General features: G+C 61.6%; 15 protein-coding genes. 8 read left to right on the top strand and 7 right to left on the bottom strand.

What is annotated here, in order from left to right:
• Positions 1-697 precede the first annotated feature (697 nt).
• Positions 698-1,111 (top strand): zinc-ribbon domain containing protein, encoded by a 414-nt coding sequence (locus CABTHER_RS10005; protein WP_014100522.1) that lies wholly within the window; start codon positions 698-700, stop codon positions 1,109-1,111.
• Positions 1,112-1,310: 199 nt separating this feature from the next.
• Here CABTHER_RS10005 and CABTHER_RS10010 read toward each other — a convergent pair whose 3' ends face one another.
• Positions 1,311-2,489, bottom strand: a complete 1,179-nt coding sequence (locus CABTHER_RS10010; protein WP_014100523.1) for a S1C family serine protease — start codon at positions 2,487-2,489, stop codon at positions 1,311-1,313.
• A 23-nt stretch (positions 2,490-2,512) separates the two neighbouring features.
• Entirely contained in the window at positions 2,513-3,340 is an 828-nt protein-coding gene (locus tag CABTHER_RS10015) for an SDR family oxidoreductase (protein ID WP_014100524.1), read from the bottom strand.
• Positions 3,341-3,515: 175 nt separating this feature from the next.
• On the opposite strand from CABTHER_RS10015, the gene CABTHER_RS17680 reads away from it, so the two are divergent.
• From CABTHER_RS17680 to CABTHER_RS15955, 4 genes are all read left to right on the top strand, one after another.
• A complete protein-coding gene (locus CABTHER_RS17680) occupies positions 3,516-3,638 on the top strand; it encodes a hypothetical protein (RefSeq protein WP_256444015.1) in 123 nt (40 codons plus the stop codon).
• A gap of 121 nt (positions 3,639-3,759) precedes the next feature.
• Complete coding sequence (locus CABTHER_RS10020; RefSeq protein WP_014100526.1) at positions 3,760-5,115, top strand: DUF92 domain-containing protein; 1,356 nt, start codon at positions 3,760-3,762, stop codon at positions 5,113-5,115.
• A 58-nt stretch (positions 5,116-5,173) separates the two neighbouring features.
• Entirely contained in the window at positions 5,174-7,087 is a 1,914-nt protein-coding gene (locus CABTHER_RS15950; protein ID WP_014100527.1) for a bifunctional serine/threonine-protein kinase/formylglycine-generating enzyme family protein, read from the top strand.
• Between the two features lie 27 nt (positions 7,088-7,114).
• Positions 7,115-7,975, top strand: coding sequence for a formylglycine-generating enzyme family protein (locus tag CABTHER_RS15955; RefSeq protein WP_081464839.1), 861 nt, complete (start codon positions 7,115-7,117; stop codon positions 7,973-7,975).
• Positions 7,976-8,012: 37 nt separating this feature from the next.
• On the opposite strand, the gene CABTHER_RS10035 is transcribed toward CABTHER_RS15955, so the two are convergent.
• From CABTHER_RS10035 to epsC, 3 genes are read right to left on the bottom strand one after another with little or no spacing between them, the layout of a single operon-like run.
• On the bottom strand, positions 8,013-8,906 hold the full coding sequence (locus CABTHER_RS10035; protein ID WP_148264023.1) for a dTMP kinase: 894 nt from the start codon (positions 8,904-8,906) through the stop codon (positions 8,013-8,015).
• Between the two features lie 48 nt (positions 8,907-8,954).
• On the bottom strand, positions 8,955-9,650 hold the full coding sequence (locus CABTHER_RS10040; protein WP_041569875.1) for a dTMP kinase: 696 nt from the start codon (positions 9,648-9,650) through the stop codon (positions 8,955-8,957).
• Between the two features lie 50 nt (positions 9,651-9,700).
• Entirely contained in the window at positions 9,701-10,621 is a 921-nt protein-coding gene (epsC, locus tag CABTHER_RS10045) for a serine O-acetyltransferase EpsC (RefSeq protein ID WP_049787496.1), read from the bottom strand.
• Positions 10,622-10,800: 179 nt separating this feature from the next.
• Between epsC and hppD the strand changes: the two genes are divergently transcribed.
• Positions 10,801-11,919 carry a 4-hydroxyphenylpyruvate dioxygenase gene (gene hppD, locus CABTHER_RS10050; protein WP_014100532.1) on the top strand — a complete coding sequence of 373 codons (1,119 nt, stop codon included), beginning with the start codon at positions 10,801-10,803 and terminating at the stop codon, positions 11,917-11,919.
• An 84-nt stretch (positions 11,920-12,003) separates the two neighbouring features.
• On the opposite strand, the gene thpR is transcribed toward hppD, so the two are convergent.
• Both thpR and CABTHER_RS10060 read right to left on the bottom strand, forming a co-directional pair.
• The gene (thpR, locus tag CABTHER_RS10055; protein ID WP_014100533.1) at positions 12,004-12,594 is read right to left on the bottom strand and encodes an RNA 2',3'-cyclic phosphodiesterase; all 591 of its coding nucleotides are present in this window, start codon (positions 12,592-12,594) and stop codon (positions 12,004-12,006) included.
• A 47-nt stretch (positions 12,595-12,641) separates the two neighbouring features.
• A complete protein-coding gene (locus CABTHER_RS10060; RefSeq protein ID WP_212770234.1) occupies positions 12,642-14,603 on the bottom strand; it encodes a ligand-binding sensor domain-containing protein in 1,962 nt (653 codons plus the stop codon).
• A gap of 157 nt (positions 14,604-14,760) precedes the next feature.
• Between CABTHER_RS10060 and CABTHER_RS10065 the strand changes: the two genes are divergently transcribed.
• The gene (locus CABTHER_RS10065) at positions 14,761-14,991 is read left to right on the top strand and encodes a DUF465 domain-containing protein (protein WP_014100535.1); all 231 of its coding nucleotides are present in this window, start codon (positions 14,761-14,763) and stop codon (positions 14,989-14,991) included.
• A gap of 171 nt (positions 14,992-15,162) precedes the next feature.
• Positions 15,163-16,311 (top strand): M48 family metallopeptidase, encoded by a 1,149-nt coding sequence (locus CABTHER_RS10070; RefSeq protein ID WP_014100536.1) that lies wholly within the window; start codon positions 15,163-15,165, stop codon positions 16,309-16,311.
• Position 16,312 lies beyond the last annotated feature (1 nt).

Here is a 16,312-nt window from a genome sequence, read left to right on the forward strand (position 1 = left end):
AGCACCGCGCAACCGGCATCAACCGACGGCTTCAGCCAAGGTAATCAAGCCAGCAGCCACCGGTTAGGATGCTGCCCTTTGGGTAAAACACAGAAACCGTCCTTTGATGCGCACGCATCTTGTTGTCCCTCCTGCAAGGTGTCAAGACAAACCCGTGCAGCGCCAGTGTATCCGCTGTTCTTCATCCACCCGAAGCTGGCGCGTTCAAGCCGTACGGGCAGTTCCGGGAACTGCCCCTACCACTCGCTACCACTCACCGCTCGCCACTCGCAGGTTCCACAAAGCTTCCACAGGGGACTGTAAACAACCGGTGAGAAGCCACACTAACTCTTACCTACTAAACCGAACAAAAAAAAAGATTTCAATCTATAGATGGAGATAACTCAAAGTCTCTCAACAATTTGCCTTGGATGCACCGCTTCGCTGCCGGATGTGAGCGCAAAAGAGGGCTTGACACTTACTTTAGCCTTCAATAGATAACTCTCTGTCCAGAAAAGATTTCACAGATTCATCCAAGGGTGAGCAAGGGGAACGCACCACCAACCGGTCGCGGCAGCGGAGGGTTGTCTCTTTTCACAGCGCCGGAGGCTGCTGAAGAACGTGCGGTGGAACACGCAGCAGTATCGGTCAGGGTAAAACCACCCGCGCCCCGCATCTTGCGGCAGGAGGGAGACACGCACGAAGGAGCAACTGGATCATGGAAGCTGAGGACAAAGCACTTACGCCGGTGTTTGAAGACATCCACCTCAACTGTGTCGAGTGTGGCGCGCCTTTCGTCTTCACCGCTGGCGAGCAACAATTTTTCTTTGACAAGGGTTTGAAAAATGCACCCAAGCGGTGCAAGCCGTGCAAAACACGCAAGAATGAGCGTTTCAATCAACTGCTCAGCATGATGGCGACGGATGGGAGTCGTCCGCGCATCCAGGTCGAAGTGGAATGTGCGGAGTGCGGTATCCAGACGACCGTGCCATTTTTACCAACGCAGGGGCGCCCGGTGCTCTGCCGGGATTGCTTCGTCCGCGCCCAGGTCACGGCCCAGGTCACGCCGCCAGTCGCGGCACCAGCCTGTACCAAACCAGCCGTCAAGTACGTGCCGCCAACCGCGGCCTGAACCTTTCGCCTTGAAACACGGGAGACCAGACAGGCTGAAGGCAGCCACCAACGAGCCGGGTTCACCACTTCACCCCTAGCGAAAGGCCCACGACGTTCCATGAACGCATCACACGGGCGATGTCACGGCAACACAGCCGTTGACATCGCCTTTTTTCGGTCCGCTGTGCTTTTCCGGCAGCGCTTCCTGAACTGGCGCTCTATCCGTACGGCCTCTCCTGCAACGTCACATTGACCGTCAGTGTCTGCCCGGTGCGCACGATGGTCACGGGGATAGTTTCGCCAATTTTTCTCTCCCGGAGCGAACGGTACAAATCCTCATTGGACCTGATGGGTACGTCACCCACTTTGACCAGCACATCCCCAACGATGATCTGTCCGCCCCGCTGGATGACCCGGTCACTGGCATACAGGCCCGCCTGTGCGGCCGGGCCGCGCGGTGCCAGGCCTGTCAGAATCAGCCCCTCACTGACCGGCAGGTTCAGCCGCTGCGCCAGCCGGGCGTTGAGCTGATACGTTCCGGTAATCCCCAACCACGGACGGCGTACCCGGCCATATTCGAGCAGGTCGGGGATAATCTGCTTGGCAATATCTACCGGAACGGCAAAACCGATGCCGACGCTGCCTCCGCGCGGGGAATAAATTGCCGTATTGATGCCAATCATCTCGCCGGCTGAGTTGAGCAGCGGCCCGCCGGAGTTGCCGGGATTGATGGACGCATCCGTTTGGATGACATTCTCGATGGTGCGTCCATTCTCACTGCGGAGCGGCCGTCCCAGGGCGCTGATAATGCCCGAGGTGAGGGTCAGGTTCAGCCCAAACGGATTGCCAATGGCCAGCACCTTCTGGCCGACTTTCAAATTACGTGACGACCCTAGCGGCACGACGCGCAGGCGCTCCGGCGGTGCCTGGATGCGGATGATGGCCAGGTCATTGTCCGGGTCCGCTCCAACGACCGTTGCCGGGTAGGAAGTGTTGTCTGCCAGGGTGACATCCAGCCGGCTGGCCCCCTCGATGACGTGGTAGTTGGTCAGGATATGACCTTTGGTATCAATGATCGAACCCGACCCGCTTCCCTGCTGAGGATAGGCCCCAAAAAAGAAGTCTTCGACAAACGAGGTCGTGTTGATGTTGACCACGCCGGGGCTGACCCGCTCGTACACGCTGATGTTGTTGCGCTCATCCGCTTCAAGCTGCGGGGCGGACGCCTCCGGCAGCGGCTCGGAGCCGGAATTGACCGTGGAAGGCAGGGGCGGCGGTGTCTGCCGGGCATCGAGCCATTTGGCGGTGAAGTAGGCAGCAACTGTAATGCCACCGCCGCCAATAATGGAAGCTGCAATGACCAACCAGATGACTTGGCGAATCGTCAGGCGAAGCATGGTTAGTATCCAAGCAATCGAGTTCAGATGAAAAAGTCCGGCAGCAGCTCGGCTGAAGCATCTACGGCGTAGGGCGTGAAGTCGGTAACGCCAGCGCTCCGCAAAACGTCTTCGTCAATGAAGAAGTTGCCCGTGCAGGCGCGGCTCGGCTGGGTCAGAATGGCATAGGCGGCATCGGCCATGATTTCCGGCTTCCGGCAGCGCCGAATCGTCTCGTCGCCACCGAGCAGGTTGCGGACGGCAGCCGTAGCAATCGCTGTGCGCGGCCACAGCGCATTGACCGCCACGCCCTGTTCACGAAACTCCTCGGCCATGCCCAGCACGCACATACTCATCCCGTACTTGGCCATGGTGTAGGCCACGTGCGGGGCAAACCACCGGGCTTCCATGTTGAGCGGCGGTGAGATGTTGAGGATATGCGGATTGTCCGCCTTGAACAGGTGCGGCAGACACGCCTGCGAGCAGACGAACGTGCCACGGGTGTTGATCCGGTGCATCAGGTCATACCGCTTCATGGGCGTTTGCAGCGTCGGGGTCAGGCTGATGGCGCTGGCGTTGTTGACCAGAATATCAATGCCGCCGAAGGTTTCGACCGTCTGCGCCACGGCTGCGGCCACCTGGTTTTCGTCCTGAATGTCCACGACAAGCGGCAGGGCTTTCCCGCCGGCGGCTTCAATTTCCGCTGCTGCCGTATAGACAGTTCCGGGCAGCTTCGGGTGAGGTTCGGCCGTTTTGGCGGCAATGGCGATGCGGGCGCCATCGCGCGCAGCCCGGAGGGCAATAGCCAACCCGATGCCACGGCTGGCACCGGTAATGAACAGCGTCTTTCCGGTCAGATTTGCAGTTGTCATTGACAGTTTTCCATTTTGGTCCAAGGTGCGGCCACCGGGAAATGCCCTGCGGGCCGGACTGTCTTGTAACACAAGTGTCCGGCAAAAAGGGCGTCTTTCCTACGGATGGACTGTGTTAGCATGGGTTCAACAAGCGTCCCACACTTGAACATTGCAAGTCATGGAGGGAGTCGCCATGGAAGACATCAGCAAGGTTGCCTGGGCGTGGTTTGGGGTTTTGCTGGCAATTTGCCTGATCGGGGCTTTTGGTAACTACGTGCCAAAGCTCTTCGTCAAAATGCTTATGTTTCTCAACTGAGGCTTTTCCTTACCGGGGGCAACGCCTGTACAAAGGTTTGCCCGACCGGTACGAGTTCAGTAGGTTGAAGGCAGGTGGCACTGGCGTCCCCTGCCTTTTCCTTTTGAAGTGAGTATGCGTCATGGAAGTCTTCGATCCCGCCTGGCGTGCAGCGTCGCTGGCTGGCGCAGCGGACAGCTCGGAGATGCGCCGGCGGCTGGTGCATGTCGGTATGGGGATTTTCGCCCTGGCCGTCGTTTCGTTCTGGCAAACCCTGTTGATGGGGCTGTCCGGGTTGGCTCTGGCCTGGGTACTCCCCAAGTGGATGCCCAGCCTGCTCCGCCCGCATGAGCAGGCGCAGGGTTACTCAGTGGGCGTCATCGCCTACCCGGCAGCGGTAGTGGTGCTCACCCTGATCTTTCCGAAGGACCTGTGGGTTGTGGCCGGCGGCTGGGCCATGATGGCGTACGGGGATGGCATGGCGGTGGTCTGTGGGCAGGGCATCCGCGGCCCGAAGCTGTGGTGGAATCCACGGAAAAGCCTCTTCGGAACACTGGGATTCATCCTGTTCGGATGGCTGGGCACACTCGTCACAGTGCTCGTGGTAGGCGGCCATCCCTTCACGCCACTGGGACTCGCCCTGGTCATTCTGGCGGCCGCTGGCGTGGCAGCGCTGCTGGAGTCGCTGCCCTATGACATCTGCGACAATCCCCTCGTGGCCGGTTCGGCGGCTGGCGTGCTGTTCCTGGCCACCCAACTCGACTGGACGGCCTGGCAGGCCGCCCAGGCCGGCGTCCTTGCCCGGCTGCCCTTGGCCTTGGCGCTGGCCGTCGTTCTGGGGCTTGTCGCCCGCGCGACGAAATCCGTGGACTGGTCGGGGGCGCTCACCGGCGCCGGCTTTGCGCTGATCCTCTATGCAACGCTGGGCTGGCTGGGAGTGGGCGGACTCATGGCGTTTTTCATTGTCGGCACAGTCGCCTCGAAAATCGGCTATGAGAAGAAGCGCGCCAAGCGTACGGCGCAGGAAATCCGTACCTGGCGCAATGCCGTCGCCAATGCCGGCGTTGCGGCCTTGTGTGCCCCCCTGGTCGTCCTGACCCCCCACGCCGGACTCTTTACGGTTGCCGTCCTTGGCTCATTTGCGGCGGCGGCTTCAGACACCGTGGCCGGAGAAATCGGCCGGGTCTATGGCGGCGTGCCCTACTCGATCACGACCTGGCGGCGCGCCCGGATTGGTGACAACGGCGCGGTGTCCGTCATTGGTCTGCTGGCCGGGTTGCTCACGGCCATTGCCTTTGGCGCGCTGGCCTACGCTGCCGCCGATGCCAATCTGCACCGGGCGGTCTGGTGCATTGCCATCGGGGGCATGGGCGGCAACCTGATGGACAGCCTGCTCGGCGCTACGGCCGAAAACGCCGGCTACCTGGACAACGAAGCCGTCAACTTCGTCTGCACGCTGTGCGGCGCGCTGCTTGCCGTTTTGCTTTTCGCGTTGTAAAAGCGAAGGCAAACCTGAGACTTGGCACAAGGCGCAACGTGCGGCGAGGTAGAGCATCATGGAGCTTCTCCAAAACCGGTATCGTCTGGATGGGGGACTCGGCCAGGGTGCGTTCGGGATAACGTATCTGGCCACAGACACGCACTTGAACCGGAAGTGTGTTGTCAAGGAACTGATCTGGAGCGGCGACCCAAAGATGGTCAATGAGGTGCGTAATCGCTTCGCAAAGGAAGCCATCCTGCTGGAAAGGCTAGGGCGCGACTCGCAGGGGGGCATTCCCGAACTGTATGACTACTTCAGCGAGAACGAGCGCCATTACCTGGTTCAGGAATGGATTGACGGTGAGACCCTCACGCAAAAGCTGAAACGTGAAGGGCCCCAGACGGAAGCCGCCACGGTGCATCTGCTCCTGGGGGCGCTCCGGGTGCTGGACTACATCCACACGAGAAAGCCCCCGATCATTCACCGCGACATCAAGCCGGACAACATTATGCTGCGCCGCACCACAGGGCAGGTCGTTCTCATTGACTTCGGTGTGGTCAAGGAAGTGACCCACACGGATGGTTACACCATGCAGACCGGGACGATAGGGTATATGCCGCCGGAGCAGGTGGTCGGACGGCCCACCTTTGCCAGCGACCTCTACGCCTTGGCCATGACCGCCATTACCTATGCCACCGGCCAGCATCCACATTCCCTTGCAAACCAAGGTAGCCTGGAACTCGACTGGCGCAGCAGGGCCCCACAGATTTCCCCGGCGCTGGCCGACCTTCTGGACCGGGCCATCCGATACGACCCGCAGAAACGGTTTTCATCGGCTCGGGCGTTTGCGCTGGCGATTATCCAAACACTTCGTCTGCCGGCATCGGAGGCAAATGACTGGCTGGCACCCAGCCGAAGCACGAATGCCAACGTCAGCCGGGCCACAGACCCCCTGCCTTTTACACAACTTTCGGCAACCCAACCGGCAGGTGGATCCCCGGACTCGCCGACGATACCGCTGGTGTCCGTGCCGTCATCCCCTTCCAACAACCCCTCCATTCCACCGACCCACCGGGGACAACCATCCGCCCGCCAGCCGGAACAGGCCGGCCCTATACCGTCCCCGGTATCCACCCGACTTGTTTTATCGCTGGTGAGCATCAGCCTGGCCCTGGTTCTGTTCGTTGGCGCCGGACTGCTGATGTGGCGGATGTTTACCCCGGCATTGAATCAATCCACGGCGTCATCCAAATCAACCAGGGACGAGTCAGAGGGGAAGACAGCACGCCCGTCCCAGGCTCCCCCCGATATGGTTCTGATTCCAGGTGGCGTTTTTCGGATGGGCAGCCCGAGCGCGGAAGACCCGGCTAAGCCCTCTGAAGTCCCCGCCCACGAGGTCATTGTCAGTCCTTTCTTCATTGACAAATATGAAGTGACCAATGCCGCCTACGCTGCCTTTGTCAAAGCCACGGGACACCCGGCACCACCGGGCTGGAAAAACGGCACGTATCCGAAGGGCAAGGATAACCACCCGGTAGGCAATGTTTCCTGGGAAGATGCCCGGGCCTATGCCGCTTGGGCCGGAAAACGCCTGCCGACAGAAGCCGAGTGGGAATTTGCGGCTCGTGGAACCGAAGGCCGCCGCTACCCCTGGGGGAATGAGTTCAACCGCTGGCTGCTCAACTCGGCCGAGACCAACGTGGGGCATACGGAACCGGTCGGCAGTTTCCCGGCTGGTGCGACGCCGGAGGGTGTGTGTGACCTGGCAGGAAATGTCGCTGAATGGACGGCCTCTGATGATACGCTCTACCCGGGAAGCACCCGCAAATTAGTGCCAGGTACCAAAATCGTGCGCGGCGGCAGTTTTTCGCTCTCAGGCAAGTATGCGGCGGCGACGAAGCGCACGCAGGTGCCACCCGATACACGCGACCCGGCGCTGGGTTTTCGCTGCGCGCGGGATGTCGAACTGCCACCGTCCAAAAACCAATGAACTGATGCCCTAAAAACTCCACAGCCCATGCCTGCCCGATGGTGTATCACCCATCCCGTAACCAGGGTACTTACCTGCGTATTTGGTGTCAGTTTCAGTCTGGGACTCGATCTGGGCTTCACCATCCGGGCTTGGGGACAGGGCGACAACCCTTTCAGGAAAGAACCGGTCAGGAAAGAGCCGGTCAGGCGCAAGCCCGTTCGCAAACCATCTCCTGCCACACGCCCGTCCGCCTCGACGACACCGGCAACTTCCACTACGCAGCCAGCCAACCCCGCAACACCAGCAAGTCCAGCCACGCAGCCGGCCAATGTGCCATTGCCGCCGGCCTCCCGTCCCCTGGTCAACACCCTGGGCATGGAAATGATTCCACTTCGCTTCAACGGGCAGGTCCTGTACTTCAGCAAGTATGAAGTCACCCAGCAGCAGTGGTACGCCGTGATGGGCAACAACCCCAGTTACCAACGGGGCGACACCGTGCCGGTCAACCGCGTTTCGCTGGAGGATGTCTTGCAGTTTATCGAGATGCTCAACCAGTTGGAACGCAACAACTCCTTCCGGTACCGCCTGCCAACCGTCGAGGAGTGGGAATTTGCCGCCCGGGGCAGCGGTTCACCTGGTCTCGACGCCGTGGCCTGGTACCAGCCCAATTCGGGCGGGCGGCCCCGTCCCGTCGGCGGCAAACAGGCCAACGGGTTTGGCCTGCACGACATGTTTGGCAATGTCTGGGAGTGGTGTGCCGGCGGATTCATCCGCGGCGGTGCCTATGACAGCCCTGCAGAGCAGTGCAGTCCGAGGGGCGGGCGCAAAGAATTGCCCCAAGCACGCGACAGCAACATCGGCTTTCGGTTGGTGGCGACACCGGTCGCGGAATCACCCCCTCAGTGACGCCTGGCCCTCCGCCACACCGCCGGATTGGAACCCGTCAGGATTTCTTCGCTGTTCTGCGCCGCGCCGCCGACGGTTTGTGGTTGTCAGCCGCCGCTGCTCCGGTAATGCCTTTCAGCTTGCTGGCTTCGACTTCACTTAGCGACACGATAGCTTCGCGCCGACCTTCCAGATCGGCTTCAGCCGCAGCAACACCGGCTTTGGAAGGCGGATTCAAAGCCGCCGGTATCTCTACAACCGGGGCGACCTTGGGCAGTACCCTCCGAATCTTGCGCTGCAACACGCTGAACACCTTGTTGACGGTCTGGGTCGCGTCCACCGTCTCAAAGTCATACTGCCGCGCCAGTTGATCGAAGGTTGCCAGCAGCCGGGTCTGGTACTGCACGAAGCAGTCATACATGTCATCGCCCGGCAGAAAATCCATCCCGGATTCCCAGTAATCAAAGCCGGTACTCGTCAGCACCCGTGGAATGAGATGCGCCAGGTCAATCTTCAGATAGAACACCGCATCCGGCTTGAGGGCAAAACCATAGACGCTCTGAATCCAGTCCAGTGCCGCGCCGCGCACAATGGCACGCGCCATCAGTGAATACACATAGCGGTCGGTCAGGACGATGAACCCCGCCCGCAGCGCCGGAATCATCTGGTTTTCCAGACGGTCGGCCAGGTCGGTCGCATAAAACAGGTCCATGGTCCTGGCGCCAAGGGTGTGACCTTCCTTGGCTTTTTTGAGGCCGCGCCCGGCAAGCAGCGAGCGCGTCAGTCCGGTGTCCAGGACGGCAAACCCGGAGGATTCGAGCCAGGTTTTGAGCAGGGCAATCTGGGTCGAGCGCCCGACGCCATCCGTGCCTTCGAGAACGATCAGGCGGCCCGGCAGGTCTTTTTCCTGAAAGCCCGGAAGTCCGGCGCCAAAAAACTGAACCTTTGTCATAAGGTACTCCAACGTTGACCGTCGCAGGACGGCCGCCACGGCATCCACTCACCGCCGGCGACGGCGAAACTGTGGATCGCGCAGAACATCCTTCAGGTGTGGCTTGACGAGACTGCGCACGATCCGCTGCTGTTCGGTGATGGGAAGCGTGGCGTCAATGACCGTCAGGTTATACTCCTCCACGAGTCGCTCGTATTCCTCCAGTATCTTGCCCTGAAAGATACGGAACGACTCATAAGGGTCCTCTGACCAGCCCATGTCGAGACCGGCTTCGTAGTATTTCAGCTCCGGCCGCCCCACCAGAATGCGGTCCAGCGCCGTTTCCAGCGGTACACGAAAATAGAACCCGATGGTTGGTGGAACGGCAAAACCATAGACCTTGCGGACCCAGTTGCGGTCGTTACCCCGGACGGAATCCCGTGCAAAGGCCGTGTAAACGTAGCGGTCGGCCAGCACAATCGCCCCGGCTTTGAGCGGAGGAACAATCTCGCGCTCGGTACGGTCGGCAAAGTCCGTCGCATGGATCAAACTGAACGTGGTCGGAGAAAGGGAATGGGTTTCCTTGCCGAGCTTGGTTGTCTTTTTGACGAGCGGCGAGGAGTTCCACGCGCTGAAAAAAACGCAGTACCCTTCGGCAATCAGCCACTTGTGCAACAGATCAAGTTGCGTGCTTTTGCCCGAACCATCAATCCCTTCAACGATAAACAGTTTCCCGGGAAATCCAGTTGTCAAACCAGCTTGCATGTTGTTGCTCCAGGCGGCCGGCCGCGCCCCGTGACCGGCCGCCACGCCGATCAGGTCGTGCGTGCCGCTTCCGTACGTGTCACAATCCGCATGTGAGGTTCCTCAATGACAACCTTGCTGTAGGGCGCGACGGAGTGCGTCAGCCACACATTACCGCCAATGACGCTGCCCCGTCCAATGACGGTCTCGCCGCCCAGAATGGTGGCCCCGGCGTAGATCACCACATCGTCCTCGATGGTCGGATGCCGCTTGATGTGGCGGACCAGCGAGCCGTTGGCATCCTTGGGAAACGACAGCGCGCCCAAGGTCACGCCTTGGTACAGCTTGACGTTGTTGCCGATGACCGTCGTCTCTCCAATCACCACGCCCGTGCCATGGTCAATGAAGAACCGCCGGCCAATCTGTGCGCCGGGATGGATGTCAATCCCCGTCCGCCCGTGAACATACTCGGACATGATGCGCGGAATGAGCGGCACGCCACGGGTAAACAGGTCATGGGCGATGCGGTGAACCAGAATCGCCTGCACACATGGATAACTCAAAATCACTTCATCGTGGTCATGCGCGGCCGGGTCGCCAAGGTACGCCGCTTCCACATCCTCGGCCAGCATCTCCCGGAGCGCCGGCAGCCGGTCGAGCAGGTCCCACACAATGGCCTGGGCTTCCGCCTGGCAGTCCGAACATTCCGCACAGCGTTCCCTGGGCAGCTTCCGGTCGTGGCACAGCGCCAGCGCAATCTGCTTCGGTAACTCAGTGGCAATATCTTCCACCAGCCCCCTGACCCGTTCCCGTGTGGCCGCCTGCGCCACGATGCCGTAGTACCCCGGAAGCAGCAGCTCCCGAAAGTCAAGCAGGGTTTTGATGATGGCGTCGCGTGACGGAAGCGATCCGTGGTTGGTCTGCAACACGGACGGCAAGGTGTATGACTGCATCAGCGCGTGAACGGCGTGGGTCAATCGTGAGTGCGTCATGTCGGAACACTTGTGGCGGGCCTGGTGATAACGGCCGCGGCCACAACTCTAAACGAGAACCGCCCGGACGTGAAACCATTCCGATGCCTTTGCGCCGTGGAAAACCTTGCACATCAGGCCGGGTCGGACAACAATCGAATGTGCGTTTTCTTACCTGTTCTCCAGGGGGTTATCATTCTATGTCTGCACCCAAAGAAGCAACCCGGCACGAGCGCGCGCCGCTGGCCGTGGCAGATTTCGACCACGTTGAGTTTTACGTCGGCAATGCGAAGCAGGCGGCCCATTTCTACCGTACGGCGTTTGGCTTCGACATTGTGGCCTACCGCGGCCCCGAAACCGGCGTGCACGATTGCGTATCATACGCCCTCCAGCACGGGACGATTCGCCTGGTCGTCACCGGCGCGCTCACCCCGGACCACCCGGTTGCCGAACACGTCCGCCGGCACGGCGATGGTGTTCAGGCCGTAGCTTTTCGCACCCCGGATGTCGTCGGGGACTTCACCCGGGCCGTCGAACGTGGCGCGACGGCGCATCGCGCGCCGGAAACGCTGCGTGATGACCACGGCATCGCGCATATCGCCGAAATTGCCGCCTATGGCGACACGATCCACCGTTTCGTCGGCCGCGACGACTACACCGGCCCATTCCTGCCCGGCTTTGTGCCGCGTCTGGTCAAGGCCCCGCACACCGGCTTTCTCCACCGCATTGACCACGTGGTGGCCAACGTCGGCTGGCACCAGATGGAAACGTGGGTGAAGTTCTACGAAGACATTTTCGGCTTCTTCCAGTTCCGGCACTTCGACGAGAAAGACATCTCGACGGAATACACGGCGCTGCGGTCAAAGGTGATGGCAAGCGCGAACCTGGCCATCAAACTGCCCATCAACGAGCCGGCCGAAGGCAAAAAGCGGTCTCAAATCGAGGAATACGTGGATTTTTACGGCTCGCCCGGCGTCCAGCACATCGCCATTGCCACGCCGGACATCATCGGGGCCGTGTCCCGGTTGCGGGACAACGGCGTGGAGTTGCAGAGCGTCCCGGCAACCTACTACGACACCATCACGGAACGGGTCGGCAACATCGAAGAAGACCTCGCCGTGCTGCGCGATCTCAACATCCTCATTGACCGGGATGACCAGGGCTACCTGCTTCAGATTTTCACCAAGCCGGTTCAGGACCGGCCGACGGTGTTTTTCGAGATCATCCAGCGCAAGGGCAGCGAAAGTTTCGGCAAGGGCAATTTCAAGGCACTGTTCGAGGCCATCGAACGCGACCAGGCCGCGCGCGGCACGCTCTGAACCGGAACTCCCCAACCGGAACAACCTGTCTGCCGGGGATGTCCAGCCAGCGACACCCCGGCATTCTGGCGGCGTTTTGACCGCTCACCCCTCAGAGGGGTCGTCAGATGTCTGGCGCGGGCCGACCAGCAGAAAGCGTTGCTGTTCGGTGTAGATGGGCCCTGCCGGCGTCAGGGTGCTCTGGTAGAGCACGAGTGCATCGGCCCGGAAACCGGTTCGGGCCGGAGCAATATCCAGTTTCGGGGAGACGGTCAGGGTCGGGCGCATCCGTCCCAGGGTGATGTGCGCGCGGAAAGGTCTTTCTTCGGGGGTCAGTCCGGCATCGCGGGCGCTGGCTTCGGCCAGCGCCGCCAGCGCCATCAGCGGCGGTGTTTCCGGCACAAGACAGGCCAGTGTCCGGGGCTGCCGCGCCGAGGGAAACCAGCGCGGCTCGGTCAGTTCCAGCTCCAGACGCCCCGGCGCGCCGGGTCGGGACAGTGCCGCTTCCAACCGGCCGACCAACTCCGCCTGCACCGCTGGCGTCACCTCGCCCAGAAAGCGAATCGTCAGGTGCAGGTTGGTTTCCACCACCCATTTCACCTGGTGCGCCCACGAAGCCTGCGCCAGCCGCCGTTGGTAACGGCACAGCACGGTCTGGGCGGCAGGGTCAGGCGCAAGGGCCAGAAAAGCGCGCATCGGTCGTTTTCTCCATCCGGTACAGGGCGGCTGCCACGCACAGCCGCCTACTCAAAACGATACTTTTCAATGCGGGCCAGGCCGCCGGTCGTCCCCACAAACAGGGCGTCGGGACGAACCGCCAGCGCCGTGACGTTGGCCGAAGGCAGCCCGCTCTGCCAGATATGCCATTGCCGCCGCCGCAGGTTATACACCAGCAGACCACGGTCGAGTGTTCCGACGTACAGCCGCTCGCCATCCGTCACCATGGCGTTGAGGTTGACTTCGATGCCTTTCGTTTCAGGAAAGCGCACCATGTCGCCATTTGGCTGCAGGGCGCAGACGCCACCGCCGTAGGTCCCGATGTAGAGCAGGCCATCCACACTCAGAAGGGCGCTAATCCAGTTGGCCGGCAGTTCGGCGTTGTCGGTGCGCCACGTCCGCACCACGCGCAGCCCGTCGAGTTCCGCCAGTCCGCCGAGCGTCCCAACGTAGAGCCGGCCATCATGCATGGCGCAGCAGTACAGGTAGTTGCTCGGAAGTCCGTGAAAGGCCGTGAGGCTGCGGCCGATGCCATCCTGCCAGAGGGTCAGGCCCTTGGCGGTGGCCACGGCCAGCGCCGCCGGGCCGCTTCCGCTATTGACCGGACACAGGTGTGAGACGGCATTGCCGATCAGCATGGACGAGGCGGTATCGTAGCGCCGTACCACGCGGCCGTTGGACTCAAAAGCCACAATTCCCTGCGAGGTTGCCGCCAGCATCGGCGACAGGCGCGACGTGGCGCACAAGTGGTTGATTTCGCGCACAGTCTCATCCTGCACGTGGCGCAGCACATCGCCGGTTTCGGGGTCCAGAATGTCCAGCCCCTGCTCGAATGTGCCGACCCAGAGCCGTCCAGTGGCATCAAAGGCCAGGCTGGTCACATGGCCGGACTTCAGACGTTGCCCCGGACTTCCCGGACGGTCAAACCGCTCCCATTCAAAACCGCCATTGGCTTTGGGGGACACCACCTGCACACCATCCGGCGTAAGCGCCAGCAGCCGTTCACCGACAACAGCCAACCTGACCTGACGGGGTGCCTTCACTGACGCCGGGGCGGGAGACAGACGCGCGGCGCGCAACATGGCTTCTGTCATCGGCTGGACTTCGACCACGCCGCCGACCACCAGCCCGGCGTAGAGTTTGCCTTGATGCACGGCCAGCGAGCAGACATTTGCCTGGCGCGAAACCAGTTCGAGCTGTTCGTCGCGCGTCAGCCGCGCAATGCCGGCGTCGGTTGCCACGTACAGATGCCCCTCATGCCAGGCAAAGTCCGTCACGTGGGGGGAGGGCAGCCCGCTTGCCGGAGGCAGGTGTTGCACACTGCCCTCCCGCCAGATGAACAGCCCATGCGCCAGTGTGCCGACGTACAGGCGCGTCCCTTGGGCATGCAGCGCGGTGATGCCGGTCATGGGCGTTGCCTGCGGCGGCTGAAAGCGTTGGGTGAACACGCTGCCGTCGAAGTCATACAGGCCGCCGTCGAGCAGCCCGATGATCAGGTAGTCCGGCGTGGCCAGCAACCGGCTGACGTGGACGGCCGGCGGACGGCGAAACTCGTGCCGGACGAGCCTGGTGCCGTCGTATTCGAGAAGGCCCGCCGTGCGCGTCCCGATAAAGAGCCGGTCACGAAAGACGGCCAGCGCCGTCAGGGCGTGGTCGGGCAGGCCGTCAGCCGGCGTAAGCTGGCGGACCACCCTGCCATCGGCGGCCAGAATCAGCAGCCCGCCGTTGGTTGCGGCGTAGAGCTGCCCGCGAAACTCAACCAGCGATTGGATGTCGGAAGTATCGAGCCAGAGTGTGACGCCGCTGCTATCCGGCGTGGAGAGCGGCATCGAACGGATGTCCGGCTGTCCGGCCGCGGCCGCCGCCAGCCGTACTTCCTGGGCGGCGCGCCGGGCCGACCACCAGAACCATACCCCGGCCGCGGCCACGAGCAGGGCAGTCAGCCCCAGCGACAGCCACAACGTACGTGACGACAGGGAGCGTATCACCACAGACACTCCCTTGCGTTTAAAAATGCCGCGTAATACATTTGAAATCTCACCGCTTCACGAAACCTTCTCTTGTCCCTCGCTGGTTTGCACCCTGTCCCGGTTTCGATGACCATCGCGATCGTCCTATGCAGTTCTCACCAAGGAGAATACACCCATGAGTCTTGCCACGTTGGAGTCGCTCAAACAACACCTGTTCCAAACCCATGCGGAGTATCGCAGCCTCGTCCGTGAACACCAGCGCGCCGATGCCCGCTTACAGGAAATTCTGGCGCTGCCCCATCCCCGCCCCGATGAACTGGAAGAATCCGCCCTGCTCAAACGTCGTAAGCTGTACCTGAAAGACCGGATGGAAGAAATTTTACGGCAAGCACGAGCTGCCGTGTAGCCAGCCTTTGACCAACCTTCCCTAGCGAGGGACATACGCTTTGCATGGAGCGCCGCCTGCTATGGGTGGCGCTCCGTCGTTTTTGGCGCAGCCTGTGCTATAGGTTACGCGCCAACGGCGCTTCGCCGGGCAGTCTGCCCAACGGGCAGCCATTTCACAGCGAGGCCGACCATGACAGCGCCACGACGGGAACGCATCCGTTTGCCCAAACTGCGGGCAGCCGACTTTCAGCACCCACTGGATGTGGCGGCTCTGGATGCTGTCAAGCAGGCGCGCGGTCTGGATTTCATCATTCGCAAACTCAATGAATACGGCTGGGAGCGCTGGTTTCGGGTGACGAACATCGCCGACAACGTGCGCGTCACGCCCCGTCAGTGCAAGCGCATTCACGATCTGCTCCGCGAAGCCTGTGCCATTCTGGCCCTGCCGGAACCAGAGCTGTATCTCGACCAGGACCCCATCCTCAACGCCTACACGTTTGGAACGGAACAGCCGTTCATCGTTCTTCAGTCCGGGCTGGTGGATTTCCTGTCGGAGGATGAGCTGCTTGGCGTCATTGCCCACGAACTGGGCCATATCAAGTGCGGCCATGTGCTGTACAAGATGATGGCCAACTTCCTTTCGATCATCATCGAGCGGATTGGGGAAGCGACCTTTGGGCTTGGTTCACTCGTGGGGACAGGCCTTTTGCTGGCGCTTTACGAATGGGACCGCAAGGCCGAACTTTCATGTGACCGGGCGGGGCTGCTCGTGGTCCAGGACCTGGACACCTACCTGACGCTGCTGCTGAAGCTGGCCGGGGGGAGTCGGGCGGTTTTTGACCAGCTCAACGTCGAGGAATTCCTGCGTCAGGCCGATGCCTACGAAGAACTCGACCGCGACCTGCTCAGCCGGGTGTACAAGTTCCTGCAGGTGTACCGGCGCACGCATGCTTTCCCGGCCGTCCGCGCCAGGGAAATCAAGCAGTGGGCGGAAACCGGTGCCTATGCGTCCCTGCTGGATGGGAGTTACTGGATGCGTCCGACGCCGCCCGATGACGTGCCGGGCCGGGCGTGGTCTCCGGCGGACAGCCCCGGCCCGCCGCCGACGGGTGGCGCGGTGGTGCTGCCGGTCTGTCCGGCCTGTGGTGCCGGACAGGTCGATCCCCAGGCGCGGTTCTGTTACCAGTGTGGGCATCCGATGGACCGGCCGGCGGCCAGATCAGCCCTGCCGCCACCGTTGCCGGCAGAAACGGGGCTTCGTTGCCCCAACTGCGATGCGGTCATCTCGAAAAGCGACGTGTTCTGCCCGGTCTGCGGCTTGAACACACAACTTGGATGAG

The organism is Chloracidobacterium thermophilum B (genome assembly GCF_000226295.1).
GTDB classification, from domain to species: domain Bacteria; phylum Acidobacteriota; class Blastocatellia; order Chloracidobacteriales; family Chloracidobacteriaceae; genus Chloracidobacterium; species Chloracidobacterium thermophilum.

Excerpts from the sequence above, each read along its gene's own strand:
- CABTHER_RS15955 (WP_081464839.1), top strand. The coding sequence starts at position 7,115 with ATGCCTGCCCGATGGTGTATCACCCATCCCGTAACCAGGGTACTTACC.
- thpR (WP_014100533.1), bottom strand. The coding sequence starts at position 12,594 with ATGCGCGCTTTTCTGGCCCTTGCGCCTGACCCTGCCGCCCAGACCGTG.
- CABTHER_RS10015 (WP_014100524.1), bottom strand. The coding sequence starts at position 3,340 with ATGACAACTGCAAATCTGACCGGAAAGACGCTGTTCATTACCGGTGCC.
- CABTHER_RS10020 (WP_014100526.1), top strand. The coding sequence starts at position 3,760 with ATGGAAGTCTTCGATCCCGCCTGGCGTGCAGCGTCGCTGGCTGGCGCA.
- CABTHER_RS10005 (WP_014100522.1), top strand. The coding sequence starts at position 698 with ATGGAAGCTGAGGACAAAGCACTTACGCCGGTGTTTGAAGACATCCAC.
- CABTHER_RS10065 (WP_014100535.1), top strand. The coding sequence starts at position 14,761 with ATGAGTCTTGCCACGTTGGAGTCGCTCAAACAACACCTGTTCCAAACC.
- CABTHER_RS10035 (WP_148264023.1), bottom strand. The coding sequence starts at position 8,906 with ATGACAAAGGTTCAGTTTTTTGGCGCCGGACTTCCGGGCTTTCAGGAA.
- CABTHER_RS10040 (WP_041569875.1), bottom strand. The coding sequence starts at position 9,650 with ATGCAAGCTGGTTTGACAACTGGATTTCCCGGGAAACTGTTTATCGTT.
- CABTHER_RS15950 (WP_014100527.1), top strand. The coding sequence starts at position 5,174 with ATGGAGCTTCTCCAAAACCGGTATCGTCTGGATGGGGGACTCGGCCAG.
- epsC (WP_049787496.1), bottom strand. The coding sequence starts at position 10,621 with ATGACGCACTCACGATTGACCCACGCCGTTCACGCGCTGATGCAGTCA.
- CABTHER_RS10070 (WP_014100536.1), top strand. The coding sequence starts at position 15,163 with ATGACAGCGCCACGACGGGAACGCATCCGTTTGCCCAAACTGCGGGCA.
- CABTHER_RS10010 (WP_014100523.1), bottom strand. The coding sequence starts at position 2,489 with ATGCTTCGCCTGACGATTCGCCAAGTCATCTGGTTGGTCATTGCAGCT.
- CABTHER_RS17680 (WP_256444015.1), top strand. The coding sequence starts at position 3,516 with ATGGAAGACATCAGCAAGGTTGCCTGGGCGTGGTTTGGGGTTTTGCTG.
- hppD (WP_014100532.1), top strand. The coding sequence starts at position 10,801 with ATGTCTGCACCCAAAGAAGCAACCCGGCACGAGCGCGCGCCGCTGGCC.